The organism is Streptomyces sp. NPDC028289 (assembly GCF_055565975.1).
The window spans coordinates 204,218-219,040 of sequence record NZ_JBVHTI010000004.1 but is presented as its reverse complement, the minus strand read 5'-3'; the positions used below and the strand labels follow the sequence as shown (position 1 = coordinate 219,040).

Sequence of the window (14,823 nt, the reverse complement as noted above, 5' to 3'; positions counted from 1 at the left end):
CTCACCGGGCCGCGCTCTGCGTCACGCCGGCGAGCCGCCGGGGTCCTCGGGGCCCTCGGCGCGCGCCCGGACCTGTTCCGGCGTCAGATACGTGTTCGTGTACTCGAAGTCCTTGAGCCGGGCGGGCTTGCGGGCCTGGAAGCCCGTGCGCACGAAGTCGTCGCCGGCCAGCGCGTTCAGCAGCCAGTTGGTCGCGACCCGGGTCTTGGCCACGTTGGTGCGCAGCGCCGACCAGTGGTAGCCGCGGGCCACCGCCTGGGCGGGCAGACCGCGCAGCTCGATGCCGAGCGGCTTGGAGACCGCGTCCTTGCCGCCGAGGTCCACCACCAGCCCGAGGTCCTTGTGCACGTACGGGTGGAGCGCCTGGCCCCGCAGGGTCGCGATCACGTTGTCGGCGACCGCCTTGCCCTGCCGCATGGCGTGCTGCGCGGTCGGCGGGCAGACCGCGCCCGGCTCGTCCTTCGCCTTGTCCGGTACGGCCGCCGCGTCGCCGAGCGCGAACACCCCGTCGTGGCCGGGCAGCGTCATCTCGGCGTCGACCGCGAGCCGTCCCCGGACCGTCTCCGCGCCCAGGGTGGCGATCAGCGGGCTGGCGACCACTCCGGCCGTCCAGATCAGCGTGTGGGTGGGCACCACCCGGCCGTCGGTGAAGGTGACCTCCTGGTGGCCCGCCTTCTCGATCGACACCCCGAGGGAGACGTCCACGCCGCGGCGGCGCAGCACCTCCTGGGCGCTGCGGCCGAGCTTGTCGCCGAGCTCCGGCATCAGCTTCGGGGCGATGTCGATCAGGTGCCACTTGATCAGCTTCGGATCCAGGTTCGGGTAGCGGTGCAGCGCCGCGTGCGTGAGCTTCTGCAGACACGCCGCGGTCTCGGTGCCCGCGTAGCCGCCGCCGACCACCACGAACTGCAGCCGCGCGGCGCGTTCGGCCGGGTCGTCGCTGGCGTCGGCGAGATCGAGCTGGGCGATGACGTGGTCGCGGATGTAGGCGGCCTCGGCGAGGGTCTTCATGCCGAACGCGTGCTCGGTCAGGCCGGGAATGTCGAAGGTGCGGGTGACACTGCCCGGAGCCAGCACGATGTAGTCGTACCGCTCGTTGACGAGCTGGTCGGTTATGGTGCGGACGACGCACACCTTGGACTTCAGATCCACGCCGATCGCGCCGCCCGGGATGATCCGGGTGCGGTACCGCTTGCTGCGGCGCAGCGACACGGCGATCGACTGGGGCGTCAGCACACCCGAGGCGACCTGTGGCAACAGAGGCAGATAGAGCTGGTAGGAGGTCGGCGAGACCAGGGTGACGTCGGCCTCGTCGGGGGAGAGCTTCCGCTCCAGGCGGCGCACGCATCCCACTCCGGCGAAGCCTGCGCCCACCACCAGGATCCTGGGTCGTGTCACGGTGTATCCCTTTCCGCTGCTCCGGGCCGTTCGGCTCGAGGCCGTCCGCGTGCCCAGGAACGCTTGCTTCGCACCACATCGATCCCACCGTGCCCGACGCCGTTCCGCCAGCCGGGCGGAGCAGGCAGACGAACGCGTGGGCTCCAGCATGCCCCTGGATCGCCGGGAGAAACCGGCTGTCGCACAGATATGCGGCGGACTTCCGTCCGGTCAAAGGCCGTCCCGCGGCGATCACATACGCCAGTAGAGTGCCCGCCATGGCGCAGACCCAGCCCGGAACGGGCTTCCAGAAGCGGCACATCGACCCCGACCGTGTGACCCCGCTGGTGGCCGCCCTGGACTCCCAGGACGCCAACCCCGGCGTACGGCGGCTGCGCGCCTGGGCCGAGGAGGCGCTGGCGGTGCGGCCCGGCGAGCGGCTCCTCGACGTCGGCTCCGGCACCGGCTCGCAGACCCGGGCACTGGCCGCCGCCCTCGGCCCGGACGGTGTCGCCATCGGCGTCGAGGTCAACCCGAGTCTGCGCGCGGTCGCCGAGGAGCGGTCCGCCGACAGCCGGGCCCGCTTCCTGCAGGGCGAGGCGGAGGCGCTGCCGGTACCGGACGGCTCGATGGACGTCGTGTGGTGCGAGCGGGTCCTCCAGCACCTCCACGACCCCGACCGGGCGATCGCCGAGATGGCCAGGGTGCTGCGCCCCGGCGGCCGGGTGGCGGTGCTCGACACCGACTGGGGGACCACCCTCCTGCACCCCGGCGACCCGGTGGTGGTGCGCGCCCTGACCGCCGCCGCCCTCAACGGCGCCAACCCCTACTCCGGGCGCCGTCTGGTCGGCCAGCTGAGCGCGGCCGGGTTCGTGGTCGACGACCGCGGCTCGCAGGCCCTGCTCCAGGACCACGACTCGGTCGCCTGGCCGCTGATCCGCATGCTCGGCGAGGCCGCCGTGCGCACCGGCGCCGTCACCGAGGAACAGCGGGACACTCTGTACGCCGATCTCGCCGAGGCCGCCGAGCAGGGCGCGGTGCACATGTCGGTGACGATGTTCGGAGTGGTCGCGCACCGGGCCGAGTGACCGCACCCGGCCCCACGAGGGCACCCCCCACCGGGGCACCCCTGGGCACCCCTCACCAGGGCAGGAAGGCGTGGATGTCCTTGCCGTCCGCGGTGACGACCACGCTGACCTGGTCGCACAGGGTGTGCAGCAGGTGCCAGCCGATGCCGCCCCCGCCCCCGTCCGGGTGGAAGGGCCGCGGCTCGGGCCGGACCTGGCTGGAGTCGTGCATGGTGACGTGGACCCCGTCGTACGTGCGGCGCATCCGCAGTTCAAAGGGGCCCGGCGCGTACTGGACCACGTTGGCGGCCAGCTCCGTCACGACCAGCAGGATGTCGTTCCAGCAGTCGGGACCCGAGGGCGGCGAGGTGCGCGCGAGACCGACGAGGTAGCCGTCGGCTGCGATCCGGGCGCCCGTCACATCACGGAGCCGCCCCGGGAAGGGGACCGCGCATGCGTCGGTCTCCTCCGCGGATCCTCTGTCGTCCCGCCGTGGTCCGGTCCCCATCTCGTCTCTTTCAGTCCCGGAAGGGTGCCCCCGTCGCGCTGGTCTCTTCTCCTTCGCTGCGAGTTCCCACCATGTCACCGGATACGCGTCACCCTCACCGGAAGACGTTGTCCGAGTCGTCCCAGTCGGCCGGGTCGGGCCGGCCCGGGCGGCGCACCGCCTGCGAGCGGGCCTGGTACATGGCGTCGATCTCGGCCGCGTAGTGGCGCGCTATGGCGTCCCGGCGCAGCTTCATCGACGGGGTGAGCATGCCGTTGCCCGGGGCGAACGGTTCCTGGAGCACCCGGTAGACGCGGATCGACTCGGCGCGGGACACCACGCTGTTGGCGGACGCGATGGCGCGGGCGATCTCCTCGCGCAGCGCGTTCTCCTCGCGCGCCTCGCGCCCGGGCGAGTCGCCCGGCACCGTCAGCGCCCCCCGCCAGTGCGCGAGGAAGTCCGGGTCCAGGGTGATCAGCGCACCCACACAGGGCCGGTCGTCCCCGACGACCACCGCCTGGTGCACCAGCGGGTGCATCCGCAGCCGCTGCTCCAGCGGGGCCGGGGCCACGCTCTTGCCGCTGCTCGTGATGAGGATGTCCTTCTTGCGGCCCGTGATGGTCAGATAGCCCTCGGGGTCCAGCCGTCCGATGTCCCCGGTGGTCAGCCAGCCGCCGCGCAGCGCGGCCCGGGTCGCGTAGTCGTCGCCGACGTACCCCTGGAACACCGACGGACCGCGCACCAGGATCTCGCCGTCCTCGGCCACCTGGATCTGGGTGCCCGGCAGGGCCTGGCCCACCGTGCCCGACTTCTCCCGGCCCAGCGGCTGCATGGTGATCCCGCCGCTGGACTCGGTGAGGCCGTAGCCGTCATGGACGTACAAACCGATGCCCTCGTAGAACAGGGTGAGTTCACGGCTGAGCGAGGAGCCGCCGGACGTGGCGCGCAGCACCCGTCCGCCGAGTGCCCCCCGCAGCTTGCGGTACACCGTCCGCTCGTACAGGGCGTGTTGCAGCCGCAGGTCGAAGCCCGGGCCCGCCCCGGTGCCCAGCCGCTGCCGCTCCGTGGCCGCGGCGAAGTCCCGCGCGGTCTCCGCGGCCCGCTCGAAGAGGGCACCCCGGCCGTGCTGCTGGGAGGTGCGCAGGAACGTCTTGTACAGCTTCTCCAGCACCGACGGCACGGCGTACAGATAGGTCGGCCGGAACGTGCCCAGCGCCGAGGCCAGCGCGGCCTCGGTCATCTCCGGCTCGTGGCCCATCAGGATCCCGCCGCGCAGACAGATCACCATGATCATCAGGCCGTACACGTGCGAGAACGGCAGGAAGGCCAGGACGGAGGCCTGTTCGCCTGGGCGTGCCGCGGTGTGCCCCCAGCCCGCCAGCAGGGTGTCGCACGGGTACGCGAGCCCGCGGTGGCTCAGCGCGCAGCCCAGCGGGCGGCCCGAGGTGCCGGAGGTGTAGGTGATGGCCGCGGTCGAGTCGGGCATCACGATCCGGCGCAGCGACTCCACCGTGGTCAGCGGGACGTACGTGCCCTTCTGCACCAGCTCGGGCAGCGCCCCCGCGTCCAGCTGCCACACGTGCTTGAGCCCGGGCAGCCCCTCGCACACGGTGCCGACGGTCATCACCGCCTGCTCGTCCTCGACCACCACGGCCACGCAGCGGGCGTCCCGCAGGATCCATTCGACCTGGTCCCGGGAGGACGTCGGGTGGATCGGGACGACCTCCGCCCCCACCGACCACAGCGCGAGGCCGAACACCGTCCACTCGTAGCGCGTCCGCGCCATCACGGCCACCCGCTGCCCGGGCGAGATCCCCGACGCGATGAGCCCCTTGGCCAGGTCGACTACCTCGTCCCGCAGTTCGACCGCGGTGACCTCCTCCCAGCCCTCGGCGGCGCCCTCGGGCCGGCGCGCCAGCACCGGCAGGGTAGGGTTCCGGTCCGCCGTCTCGAAGATGCTGTCGGCGAGCCCGCCGGTCAGGGTCGAAGCGGTCGTCGGAGCGAGGGCGTAGTCGCGCATGCGCTGCTCCTGGATGTACGGAGGGTTACCCTCCCGATCGGTACTGTTGTCGACGCGGGTCGAATCTAGCCCAGGGGAGTGCGGCTCGTGTCGGGAACGGTCAACTCGTTTCCACCTGATGACAAAGCTCAGCCCCGGAATTCAGCCCTGGGTGCGGCGCACGCACTCCACGACCACGTCCCGCAGGCTCCCGGTGCGCTCCAGGAACGACCGCTGCTCGCGGGCGCCGGTACCCCTGTGCAGCAACTGTGCGACGGCTTCCTCGGCGCCGACCGTGTCACCGCTGTCGGCGAGCGCCTGCGCGGTGTGCGCGAGGAGCGCGCGCACCACCTCGACGGCGGGCCGGGGCCGCATGGTCACGGGGTCGAGGAGGTCCTGCTCCAGGCCGACGCGGGCGGCCTGCCAGGAGGCCAGCCGGAGCATGCTCACACTGTGGTCGAGCGGCGGCCGTCCGGCCCGCCAGTCACGCGCGGCCGTCTCCACCAGGGCGCGGATCAGCGTGGCGACCAGGACGGTGGTGTCCGCCCGCAGGCACACGTCGGCCACCCGGATCTCCACCGTCGGGTAGCGCGTGGACAGGCGGGCGTCGAAGTACACCATCCCCGTGTCGAGGATGACCTCGCTGGCCACCATGTCCGCGACCCGCCGCCGGTACCGCTCGGGCGAGCCGAACAGCTCGGTCGGCCCCGCCGACGGGCCGCGCGCCCACAGCCGGCTGCGGAAACTGGCGTAACCGGAGTCCCGGCCCTGCCAGAACGGGGAGTTGACGCTGAGCGCGCGCAGCACCGGGAGCCAGGGCCGGATCCGGTCGAGGACGGCGACGCCCTCCTCGTCGGACTCCACCGACACGTGCACATGGCAGCCGCAGACGAACCAGTCCACCATCGCGGCACCGTACCGCCCGGCCATCCAGTGGTAGCGCTCGTGCCTGGTGAGCGCCGGGTCGACCGGCAGGGGGTAGGTGGCGAGTGCCGCGACCGCGCAACCGATCTCGCCGGCCAGCCGGCCGGCCTCCTTGCGGCACCGCACGATCTCGGCGCCGAGCTCCGCCATGTCCCGCTGCGGACTGGTCGCCAGCTCCAGCATCTGACCGAACAGCTCCATCTGGAACATGGCCTGCCCGGGGTCGTCCTGGGCGGCCCGGTCGAGCACGGCGGCCGACCAGGGCATGGGCTCCCCGCTGTCCGGGTGGACCAGCAGAAGTTCTTCCTCCACTCCGACGGTACGCAGCACGGGCAACCGCCCTCCGGCCGGGCCGCGACCGGGCGCGGCGAGGTCTTTCATCCCGGACTGCCCGGCCCCGGCCGCGGAAACACGTACCGCGGCCCTCGGCGGGCTACGGGGCGACTGGCTCCAGCCACACCGTGCCGAGCGGGGGCAGCGTGAGCCGCAGAGCCCCGTCGTCGGCCAGCAGCGGCCCCCGGCTGACGACGTCCCCGCCGCCGTACCGGGCACTGTCGGTGTTGAGGATCTCCTGCCAGACGGGGACCCCCTTGGGCACGCTCAGCCGGTAGCCGGGACGGACCACGGGGGAGAGGTTGGAGACCGCCAGCAGCGGCCGGGCCTCGGCATCGAACCTCAGGAAGGCGAAGACGTTGTCCTCGGCCGCGTCACCCACGACCCACTGGAAACCCGCCGGATCGGTGTCCCGCTGCCACAGCGCGGGGTGCGCGCGGTACCCGGAGTTGAGATCGCGGACCAGATCCCGGACACCCCGGTGATCGGCCTCGGCCCCGTACCCGGCGTCGAGCAGCCACCAGTCGGGGCCGTCGGCGTGGGACCACTCGCCGCCCTGGGCGAACTCCTGCCCCATGAAGAGCAGTTGCTTGCCCGGATGGGCCCACATGAAGGCCAGATACGCGCGGTGGCTGGCGCGCTGCTGCCACCAGTCGCCGGGCATCTTGGAGACGAGCGAGCGCTTTCCGTGCACGACCTCGTCGTGGGAGATGGGCAGGACGTAGTTCTCGCTGTACGCGTACACCATCGAGAAGGTCATCTCGTTGTGGTGGTACTTGCGGTGGACGGGCTCGTGGGACATGTACTCCAGCGAGTCGTGCATCCAGCCCATGTTCCACTTCAGCCCGAAGCCCAGGCCGCCGCTGTCGGTCGGCCGGGTCACCCCGCCCCACGCCGTGGACTCCTCGGCGATGGTCACCACCCCGGGCGCCCGCCGGTACACGGTGGCGTTCATCTCCTGGAGGAACGCCACCGCGTCCAGGTCCTCGCGCCCGCCGAACACGTTCGGCGTCCACTGCCCGGAGTCCCGCGAGTAGTCGAGGTAGAGCATCGAGGCGACCGCGTCCACCCGCAGCCCGTCGACGTGGAACTCCTCGCACCAGTACACGGCGTTGGCGACCAGGAAGTTGCGCACCTCCACCCGCCCGAGATCGAACTCGTAGGTCCCCCAGTCCGGATGCTCGGCCCGCCGCTCGTCCCCGGGCTCGTACAGCGGGTCCCCGTCGAAGCGGGCCAGTGCCCAGTCGTCCTTGGGGAAGTGCGCAGGCACCCAGTCCATGATCACGCCGATGCCGGCCCGGTGCAGGGCGTCGACCAGGTACCTGAAGTCGTCGGGGGTGCCGAGCCGGGAGGTCGGCGCGTAGAAGCCGGTGACCTGGTAGCCCCAGGAGCCGCCGAAGGGGTGCTCGGCGACCGGCATGAACTCGACGTGCGTGAAGCCCAGGTCGCCGACGTAGGCGGGCAGTTCCTCGGCCAGCTGCCGGTAGTCCAGGCCGGGGCGCCAGGACGGCAGGTGCACCTCGTACACCGAGAACGGCGCCTCGTGCACGGGGGTGTCGCCGCGGTGTGCCATCCACTCCGCGTCACCCCACTCGTACCGGGACGCCGTCACGATCGACGCGGTCGCGGGCGGCACCTCCGTCCGCCTGGCCATCGGGTCCGCCTTGAGGAACCGGCCGCCGTACCGGGAGGTGATCTCGAACTTGTACCGGGCACCCTCGCCCACCCCCGGCAGGAACAGCTCCCACACCCCGGCCGCGCCCAGCGAACGCATCGGGAACTGCGTGCCGTCCCAGCACGTGAAGTCCCCGGCCACCCTTACGCCCTGGGCGTTGGGCGCCCACACCGTGAACCGGGTGCCGGCCACGCCGTCATGGGTCATCGGCTCGGCACCGAGCGCCTTCCACAGCTGCTCGTGCCGCCCCTCCCGGATCAGATGCAGGTCGAACTCACCGAGCGCGGGCAGGAAGCGGTACGGGTCGTGGACCTCGTGCTCGCCGCCCTCCCCGTCCTCTCCGCCCTCGTACTCGACGAGGAGGGTGTACGACGGGACCTCGGCGTACGGCAGCACCGCCGCGAAGAGCCCGTCGTCCTCCGGTGCCAGGGGGCTGCGCACCCCGTCGACGAGCACGCTCACGGCGCGCGCGTGCGGGCGCAGCGCCCGGAAGAGGGTGCCGCCGTCCACCGGGCGGGCGCCGAGCAGGGCGTGCGGATCGTGATGGGTGCCCGCGAGCAGGCGCCCGCGGTCGGCGGCGTCCAGGGGCGGGGCCGTGGGACGGGAGGGGCCGGAGGGCTCCGGGAGCGAGGAGTCGCGCAGTGCCATGACGTCAGCCTCTCCAGCGGGCGAGCCGCTCGATCGCGGCCATCGGAACCGGAAGCCAGGCCGGCCGGTGCCGGGCTTCGTACACCACCTCGTACACCGCGCGGTCCGTCTCGTGGGCGCGCAGCAGTGCGTGCTTCCTGCGCGGGTCCCAGCCGGCCCGCGCAGCGTAACCCGCGCAGTAGGCCTCCCGGCAGCGGCGGGCCCACTCCGGGCGCCAGGGGCGGCGCTGGCGGGCCGCGTAGTCGAAGGAGCGCAGCATCCCGGCGACGTCCCGTACCGGCGACTGGGTGCTGCGCCGCTCGGCGAGCGGCCGGGACGGCTCGCCCTCGAAGTCGATGACGAACCACTCGTGGTCCGCCCGCAGCACCTGACCGAGATGGAGATCGCCGTGGATCCGCTGGGCGAGCGGCCCCGCGTCGCAGCTGGCGAGCGCCTCGAAGGCGCCGCGCAGCCCGGGGACGAACGGCCGCAGTACCGGCACCGCGTCCGCGGCCGTGTCCAGCCGCGCCGACATCGCCCCGGCCGTGCGGCTGTGTTCGTCGTGGACGGCGGACGGGAAGGCGGCGGCGAGCGCGAGATGCACGTCCGCGGTGGCGCGCCCCAGCTCGTGCGCCTCGGTGGTGAAGTCGTCCCCGGCCGCGAGCGCGCGCAGCGCCAGGGTCCAGCCGTCGGCCGCGTCCGGCAGGAAGGGCTGCAGCACCCCGAGGGTCGCCGGGCTCGGCTCGGTGGTCCGGAACCAGGCCACCGGCGCCGGCACCCGTGCGCAGCCCTGCGCGGCCAGCGCGCCGGGCACCTCCAGGTCCGGGTTGACGCCGGGCTGTATCCGCCTGAACACCTTCAGGATGTAGGAGTCGCCGTACACCAGGGAGGAGTTGGACTGCTCGGCGTCCAGCAGCCGCGGCGCGAGTCCGCCGGGTATCCGGGCCTGCGGGGCGGTCTCGAAGCGCAGTGGGCCGGCCGTGCCGGGTATGCGCAGCCGTTCCAGGAGGAGTTCGGCGGCGCGCGGGTCGTGCAGGGCGTCGTAGAGGGCGAGTCCGGCCAGTGGGCCCTCCTCGGCCCGGCCTATGTAGGCCCGCTCCAGCCGGGGCGCGCGGTGTTCGCGGACGCCGAGCAGGAGCTGGTAGCAGTCACCGGACGGGGTGGTGCCGCCGTGCGGGGAGTGGTCGGCGTGGACCAGCAGGTGGAGGCAGCCGGGGAAGAGTTCGGTCACGGACAGCACGGACAGCTCGGTGACGGGCCGGTCCTTGCCCGCGAACCAGCGCTGCCGGGGCAGCCAGTCGCGCAGCAGCCCGCCCAGCGAGACCAGCGACCGGTCGAGTCCGGCCGTCGTGCTCCGGGGCAGGTCAACGGTCTTCGTCATGGTGACGCGTCCTTTCCTCGGCTCCGCACGCTCAGCGCCGACGGCCGATGCGGGAGGCGACTCGGGAGAGCCGGAACCAGTAGAAGCCGTGCCCCGCGAGGGTGAGCAGATACGGCAGTTCACCGATGGCGGGGAAGCGTACCCCGCCGATCAGCTCGACCGGGTGCCGGCCGTCGAAGGCCCGCAGGTCGAGCTCGGTGGGCTGGGCGAAGCGGGAGAAGTTGTGCACGCAGAGGACCAGGTCGTCCTCGTACTCGCGCAGGAACGCGAGGACCGCCGGGTTGGAGGACTGCAGTTCGGTGTAGGACCCCAGTCCGAAGGCAGGATTCTGCTTGCGGATCTCGATCATGCGCCGGGTCCAGTGCAGCAGGGACGACGGCGAGGACATCGACGCCTCGACGTTGGTGACCTGGTAGCCGTAGACCGGGTCCATGATCGTGGGCAGGTAGAGGCGTCCGGGGTCGCAGGAGGAGAAGCCGGCGTTGCGGTCCGGGGTCCACTGCATGGGGGTGCGCACCGCGTCGCGGTCGCCGAGCCAGATGTTGTCGCCCATGCCGATCTCGTCGCCGTAGTAGAGGATCGGTGAGCCGGGCAGGGACAGCAGCAGGGCGGTGAAGAGTTCGATCTGGTTGCGGTCGTTGTCGAGGAGGGTGGCCAGGCGGCGGCGGATGCCGATGTTGGCGCGCATACGCGGGTCCTTCGCGTATTCGGCCCACATGTAGTCGCGTTCCTCGTCGGTGACCATTTCCAGGGTCAGTTCGTCGTGGTTGCGCAGGAAGATGCCCCACTGGCAGCCGGAGGGAATGGCGGGGGTCTTGGCGAGGATTTCCGAGACGGGGTAGCGCGATTCCCGGCGTACCGCCATGAAGATCCGCGGCATGACCGGGAAATGGAACGCCATGTGGCACTCGTCGCCGCCCTTGTCGTAGTCGCCGAAGTAGTCGACGACGTCCTCCGGCCACTGGTTCGCCTCGGCCAGCAGCACGGTGTCCGGGAACATGGCGTCGATCTCGCGGCGGACCCGCCTCAGGAACTCGTGCGTGGGCGGCAGGTTCTCGCAGTTGGTGCCCTCTTCGGCGTACAGGTACGGCACCGCGTCGAGGCGGAAGCCGTCGATGCCCAGGTCCAGCCAGAACCGGAGCGCCGCCAGTACCTCCTCCTGGACGGCCGGGTTTTCGTAGTTGAGGTCGGGCTGGTGCGAGAAGAACCGGTGGAAGTAGTACTGGCCGCGCACGGGGTCGTAGGTCCAGTTGGAGACCTCGGTGTCCACGAAGATGATCCGCGCGTCCTGGTACTGCTTGTCGTCGTCCGCCCACATGTAGAAGTCGCCGTACGGGCCGTCCGGGTTCTTCCGGGACTCCTGGAACCACGGGTGCTGGTCGCTGGTGTGGTTCATGACGAAGTCGATGATGACGCGCATGCCGCGCTGGTGGGCGGCGTCGACGAACTCCACGAAGTCGGCGAGGTCGCCGAACTCGGGGAGTACGGCGGTGTAGTCGGAGACGTCGTAACCGCCGTCCCGCAGCGGGGACTTGAAGAAGGGCGGCAGCCAGAGGCAGTCGACGCCGAGCCACTGCAGGTAGTCGAGTTTGGCGGTGAGGCCCTTGAGGTCGCCGATGCCGTCGCCGTTGCTGTCCTGGAAGGAGCGGACCAGGACCTCGTAGAAGACGGCGCGTTTGAACCAGTCCGGGTCCCGGTCCTTCGCGGGAGTGTCCTCGAAGGTGTCCGGGACGGGTTCGTTGACAGTCATGACGCGCTGGGCCCTCCGTTCGCTGGTGTCGGCCGCCCTACCTGGAGCACGTGCGCCGGCGTCCGGCCGGGAGTGAGGCGCACATAGTTGGTCCTGCCCCATGAGTAGGTCTCACCCGTCAGTTCGTCCTGCACGGACAGGACGGCGTGCCAGTCCAGGCCGAGTTGCGGCATGTCCAACGAGACCGTGGCCTCCTGGGTGTGGTGCGGATCAAGGTTGACGATCACCAGAACCGTGTCCGGCCCGGTGCGCTTGCTGTACGCGATGACGGACTCGTTGTCCGTATGGTGGAAACGCAGGTTGCGCAGGTGCCGGAGCGCGGGATGGCGGCGCCGGACGGTGTTGAGGCGGGTGATGAGGGGGGCGATGCCCTCGGTCTCGGCGCGGGCCCAGTCGCGGGCTTTGAGCTGGTACTTCTCCGAGTCGAGGTACTCCTCGCTGCCCTCCTTCAGCGGGGTGTTCTCGCAGAGTTCGTAGCCGCTGTAGATGCCCCAGGTGGGGGAGAGGGTGGCGGCGAGCACGGCACGGGCCTCGAAGGCGGGACGGCCGCCGTGCTGGAGGTAGGCGTGCAGGATGTCCGGGGTGTTGGCGAAGAAGTTCGGCCGCATGGAGGCAGCCGACTCGCCCGACAACTCGGTGAGGTACTCGGTGAGTTCCTGCTTGCTGTTGCGCCAGGTGAAGTACGTGTACGACTGCTGGAAACCGATCTGGGCCAGGGTGCGCATCATCGCGGGCCGGGTGAAGGCCTCGGCGAGGAAGATGACGTCCGGGTCGGCGCGGTTGACCTCGCCGATCACCCGCTCCCAGAACACCACCGGCTTGGTGTGCGGGTTGTCCACGCGGAAGATCCGCACCCCGCAGTCCATCCAGTGCCGCAGCACGCGGACCGTCTCGGTGATCAGGCCTGCCATGTCGGCGTCGAAGGCGATGGGGTAGATGTCCTGGTACTTCTTCGGCGGGTTCTCGGCGTAGGCGATGGTGCCGTCGGGCCGGTGGTGGAACCACTCCGGGTGTTTTTCCACCCAGGGATGGTCCGGCGAGCACTGCAGCGCGAAGTCCAGGGCGATCTCCAGGCCGTGCCGGCCGGCCTCCGCCACGAACCACCGGAAGTCCTCCAGGGTCCCCAGATCGGGGTGGACGGCGTCGTGGCCGCCCTCGGGCGATCCGATCGCCCACGGCACCCCCACATCCTCCGGGCCCGGGGTGAGGGTGTTGTTGCGGCCCTTGCGGAAGGTGGTGCCGATGGGATGGATCGGCGGGAGGTAGACGACGTCGAAGCCCATCTCCGCGATCTTCGGCAGCCGCCGGGCCGCGGTCCGGAACGTGCCGTGCGGCCGCTCCGGCGTGCCCTCCGAGCGCGGGAAGAACTCGTACCAGGAGCCGTACAGCGCCCGTTCACGCTCCACGAGCAGCGGCAGCTCCTCGGAGACGGTCACCAGCTCCCGCAGCGGATACCGCGCCAGGACCTCGTCGACCTCCGGGGCCAGGGCGTTCGCCAGCCGCGTGTGCAGGGGGAGGGAGTCGTTGCCCAGGGCCCGCGCCGCCGCGAGCACCCGCTCGCGCTCGGGTCCTTCCGGGACTCCGGCGGCCGCCCGCTCGTAGAGCTCGGCGCCCTCCTCCAGGACCAGGCCCGTGTCGATGCCCGCCGGGATCTTCACCCGGGCGTGCTGCCGCCAGGTGACGAGCGGGGCGCTCCAGGCCTCCACGTGGTACGTCCAGCGGCCCGGTTTCCCGTCGACGGTGACCTCGGCGCCCCAGCGGTCCGTCCCGGGGACCAGCTCCCGCATCGGCGTCCACGGGCCAGGGCGGCCCTCGGGGTCGCACAGCACCACATTGGCGCCGACGGCGTCATGGCCCTCGCGGAAGACGGTGGCGGTGACCTCGAAGCTCTCGCCGGGGACCGCCTTCGCCGGCCGCCTGCCGCACTCCACGGCCGGCCGGACGTCACGCACCGGAACGCGGCCGATGGCCTCAGTCGCCTTCATGGGTCTCACCTCCGCCGTGCGCGGGGCCGGGCCCGGGGCCCGGCTCCGCGGTCCGTAATGTGCCGGAAGACCGGTGTCTTCCCGCGGGTCCGCCTGCGGGATCACTGCCTCGCGGAACGCCGCTCCGCCGGCGGCCCCTGCCGGACCTTCCCGCTCAGCGGGGACCGCCCACCCTGTTCCCGCACATAGGTGACGAGGCTGGTGCGCAGGTAGCGCTCGGCCGCGTCCACCGCCTCCCGGGCGCAGCGCTTGCCCATCAGCACACACAGCGTGTAGCCCGAGTCCTCGAAGGTGGACCGCACCTCGCGGTCCTGCGGCGAGGCGAGCATGACGCGCTCCCACGCCCGGTAGCGCCGCAGCTGCCGGGCCACCTCGGCCTTCGCGGGTAGCAGCATGGCCGTGTCTTTCCTTCCGACGCTCTCGAATGGGCACGTGTCCCCGGAGCGGGGGAGCGTCCGGGCACGGAAGAGCACGGAGCCGTTACGGCGAATCGAGGCTTTCACTCATGGTGCACGCACGATGACCGAGCGTCTTGTTGGATCTTCAACTACCTCATGCGGCTCTCAGGTTGCACGAATGGCGTAGCGCCCCCACAGTGAAGGTGACTCAGGAGCGATCAGCGCTCACGCTGCGCTTCCGGAACGGACTTCCGGACGGGCGAGGGGGAGCGGGAGCTTCGCGGGTGAGGAGCTAGCGACAATGAAGACCGCAGTGCCCTGCTACTACCACCTCGACGTGGAGGTCAGCCCGGAACGGGTGGGACAGGTCAGCCGCATACTGGCCGCCCATCTGCGTTACTGGGACCTCGACAACCTCGTGGACCCCGTCTGCCGCGGTGCCGAACTGCTGCTGACCGCCATCGACCAGCACGCGACGGACAAACACACGTCCATCGAGATGTGGTGGAACGGGCAGCACCTCATCACCGCCATCGGCGACGACGACCGGGATCTCCGCCCCGACCAGGATCTGCGTCCGTGCCTGGCGCACCTGGCCGCGACCAGCGACGGCTGGGGGTGTTGCGCCTCGGAGACCGGCAGCAAGATCATCTGGTTCTCGCAACGGGCCCGGTCCGGGGAGCGCGTCCCGCTGGTCCCGACCGGGCCGGCGCCCCGGCTGCGCCAGGTCCTCAAGGTGCCGCGCGCCCTTCCCGTCGCCCAGTTGGCCGCAGCCGCCGACGGCGTCCTGGAGGGCGCCCGGTGACGGCGAGGAAGTCCC

Annotated in this window: 11 protein-coding genes; 2 read left to right on the top strand and 9 right to left on the bottom strand. The window is 71.5% G+C overall.

Translation table 11 applies throughout. The features are described from left to right. Window positions 1-21: 21 nt before the first annotated feature. A complete protein-coding gene (locus tag ACZ4UV_RS20980; protein WP_451021435.1) occupies window positions 22-1,398 on the bottom strand; it encodes an NAD(P)/FAD-dependent oxidoreductase in 1,377 nt (458 codons plus the stop codon). A 257-nt stretch (window positions 1,399-1,655) separates the two neighbouring features. Here ACZ4UV_RS20980 and ACZ4UV_RS20975 point away from each other — a divergent pair, with 257 nt between their 5' ends. After that, window positions 1,656-2,465 carry a methyltransferase domain-containing protein gene (locus tag ACZ4UV_RS20975; RefSeq protein ID WP_467839700.1) on the top strand — a complete coding sequence of 270 codons (810 nt, stop codon included), beginning with the start codon at window positions 1,656-1,658 and terminating at the stop codon, window positions 2,463-2,465. Window positions 2,466-2,517: 52 nt separating this feature from the next. Here ACZ4UV_RS20975 and ACZ4UV_RS20970 read toward each other — a convergent pair whose 3' ends face one another. From ACZ4UV_RS20970 to ACZ4UV_RS20935, 8 genes are all read right to left on the bottom strand, one after another. Continuing rightward, complete coding sequence (locus ACZ4UV_RS20970) at window positions 2,518-2,952, bottom strand: ATP-binding protein (RefSeq protein ID WP_451022907.1); 435 nt, start codon at window positions 2,950-2,952, stop codon at window positions 2,518-2,520. Between the two features lie 94 nt (window positions 2,953-3,046). Further along, window positions 3,047-4,951, bottom strand: coding sequence for an AMP-dependent synthetase/ligase (locus tag ACZ4UV_RS20965; protein ID WP_467839697.1), 1,905 nt, complete (start codon window positions 4,949-4,951; stop codon window positions 3,047-3,049). Window positions 4,952-5,092: 141 nt separating this feature from the next. Beyond that, complete coding sequence (locus tag ACZ4UV_RS20960) at window positions 5,093-6,181, bottom strand: glutamate--cysteine ligase 2 (RefSeq protein WP_467840700.1); 1,089 nt, start codon at window positions 6,179-6,181, stop codon at window positions 5,093-5,095. Window positions 6,182-6,287: 106 nt separating this feature from the next. Then, a complete protein-coding gene (glgB, locus tag ACZ4UV_RS20955; RefSeq protein ID WP_467839695.1) occupies window positions 6,288-8,510 on the bottom strand; it encodes a 1,4-alpha-glucan branching enzyme in 2,223 nt (740 codons plus the stop codon). A gap of 4 nt (window positions 8,511-8,514) precedes the next feature. Then, window positions 8,515-9,870 carry a maltokinase N-terminal cap-like domain-containing protein gene (locus ACZ4UV_RS20950; RefSeq protein ID WP_451023234.1) on the bottom strand — a complete coding sequence of 452 codons (1,356 nt, stop codon included), beginning with the start codon at window positions 9,868-9,870 and terminating at the stop codon, window positions 8,515-8,517. A gap of 31 nt (window positions 9,871-9,901) precedes the next feature. Next, on the bottom strand, window positions 9,902-11,620 hold the full coding sequence (treS, locus tag ACZ4UV_RS20945) for a maltose alpha-D-glucosyltransferase (protein ID WP_467839692.1): 1,719 nt from the start codon (window positions 11,618-11,620) through the stop codon (window positions 9,902-9,904). Continuing rightward, window positions 11,617-13,605 (bottom strand): alpha-1,4-glucan--maltose-1-phosphate maltosyltransferase, encoded by a 1,989-nt coding sequence (locus ACZ4UV_RS20940; RefSeq protein WP_467839689.1) that lies wholly within the window; start codon window positions 13,603-13,605, stop codon window positions 11,617-11,619. The genes treS and ACZ4UV_RS20940 overlap by 4 nt, the downstream gene beginning before the upstream one ends. Window positions 13,606-13,706: 101 nt before the next feature. Next, window positions 13,707-14,000 carry a DUF5133 domain-containing protein gene (locus ACZ4UV_RS20935; protein WP_390044972.1) on the bottom strand — a complete coding sequence of 98 codons (294 nt, stop codon included), beginning with the start codon at window positions 13,998-14,000 and terminating at the stop codon, window positions 13,707-13,709. A 304-nt stretch (window positions 14,001-14,304) separates the two neighbouring features. Here ACZ4UV_RS20935 and ACZ4UV_RS20930 point away from each other — a divergent pair, with 304 nt between their 5' ends. Beyond that, window positions 14,305-14,808, top strand: a complete 504-nt coding sequence (locus ACZ4UV_RS20930) for a pep a2 (RefSeq protein WP_451018017.1) — start codon at window positions 14,305-14,307, stop codon at window positions 14,806-14,808. The last annotated feature ends 15 nt before the right edge of the window (window positions 14,809-14,823 follow it).

Bases quoted from the DNA above. Each gene is read 5' to 3' on its own strand.
- ACZ4UV_RS20975 (WP_467839700.1), top strand. From the start codon at position 1,656: ATGGCGCAGACCCAGCCCGGAACGGGCTTCCAGAAGCGGCACATCGAC.
- ACZ4UV_RS20970 (WP_451022907.1), bottom strand. From the start codon at position 2,952: ATGGGGACCGGACCACGGCGGGACGACAGAGGATCCGCGGAGGAGACC.
- ACZ4UV_RS20965 (WP_467839697.1), bottom strand. From the start codon at position 4,951: ATGCGCGACTACGCCCTCGCTCCGACGACCGCTTCGACCCTGACCGGC.
- glgB (WP_467839695.1), bottom strand. From the start codon at position 8,510: ATGGCACTGCGCGACTCCTCGCTCCCGGAGCCCTCCGGCCCCTCCCGT.
- ACZ4UV_RS20950 (WP_451023234.1), bottom strand. From the start codon at position 9,870: ATGACGAAGACCGTTGACCTGCCCCGGAGCACGACGGCCGGACTCGAC.
- treS (WP_467839692.1), bottom strand. From the start codon at position 11,620: ATGACTGTCAACGAACCCGTCCCGGACACCTTCGAGGACACTCCCGCG.
- ACZ4UV_RS20940 (WP_467839689.1), bottom strand. From the start codon at position 13,605: ATGAAGGCGACTGAGGCCATCGGCCGCGTTCCGGTGCGTGACGTCCGG.
- ACZ4UV_RS20935 (WP_390044972.1), bottom strand. From the start codon at position 14,000: ATGCTGCTACCCGCGAAGGCCGAGGTGGCCCGGCAGCTGCGGCGCTAC.
- ACZ4UV_RS20930 (WP_451018017.1), top strand. From the start codon at position 14,305: ATGAAGACCGCAGTGCCCTGCTACTACCACCTCGACGTGGAGGTCAGC.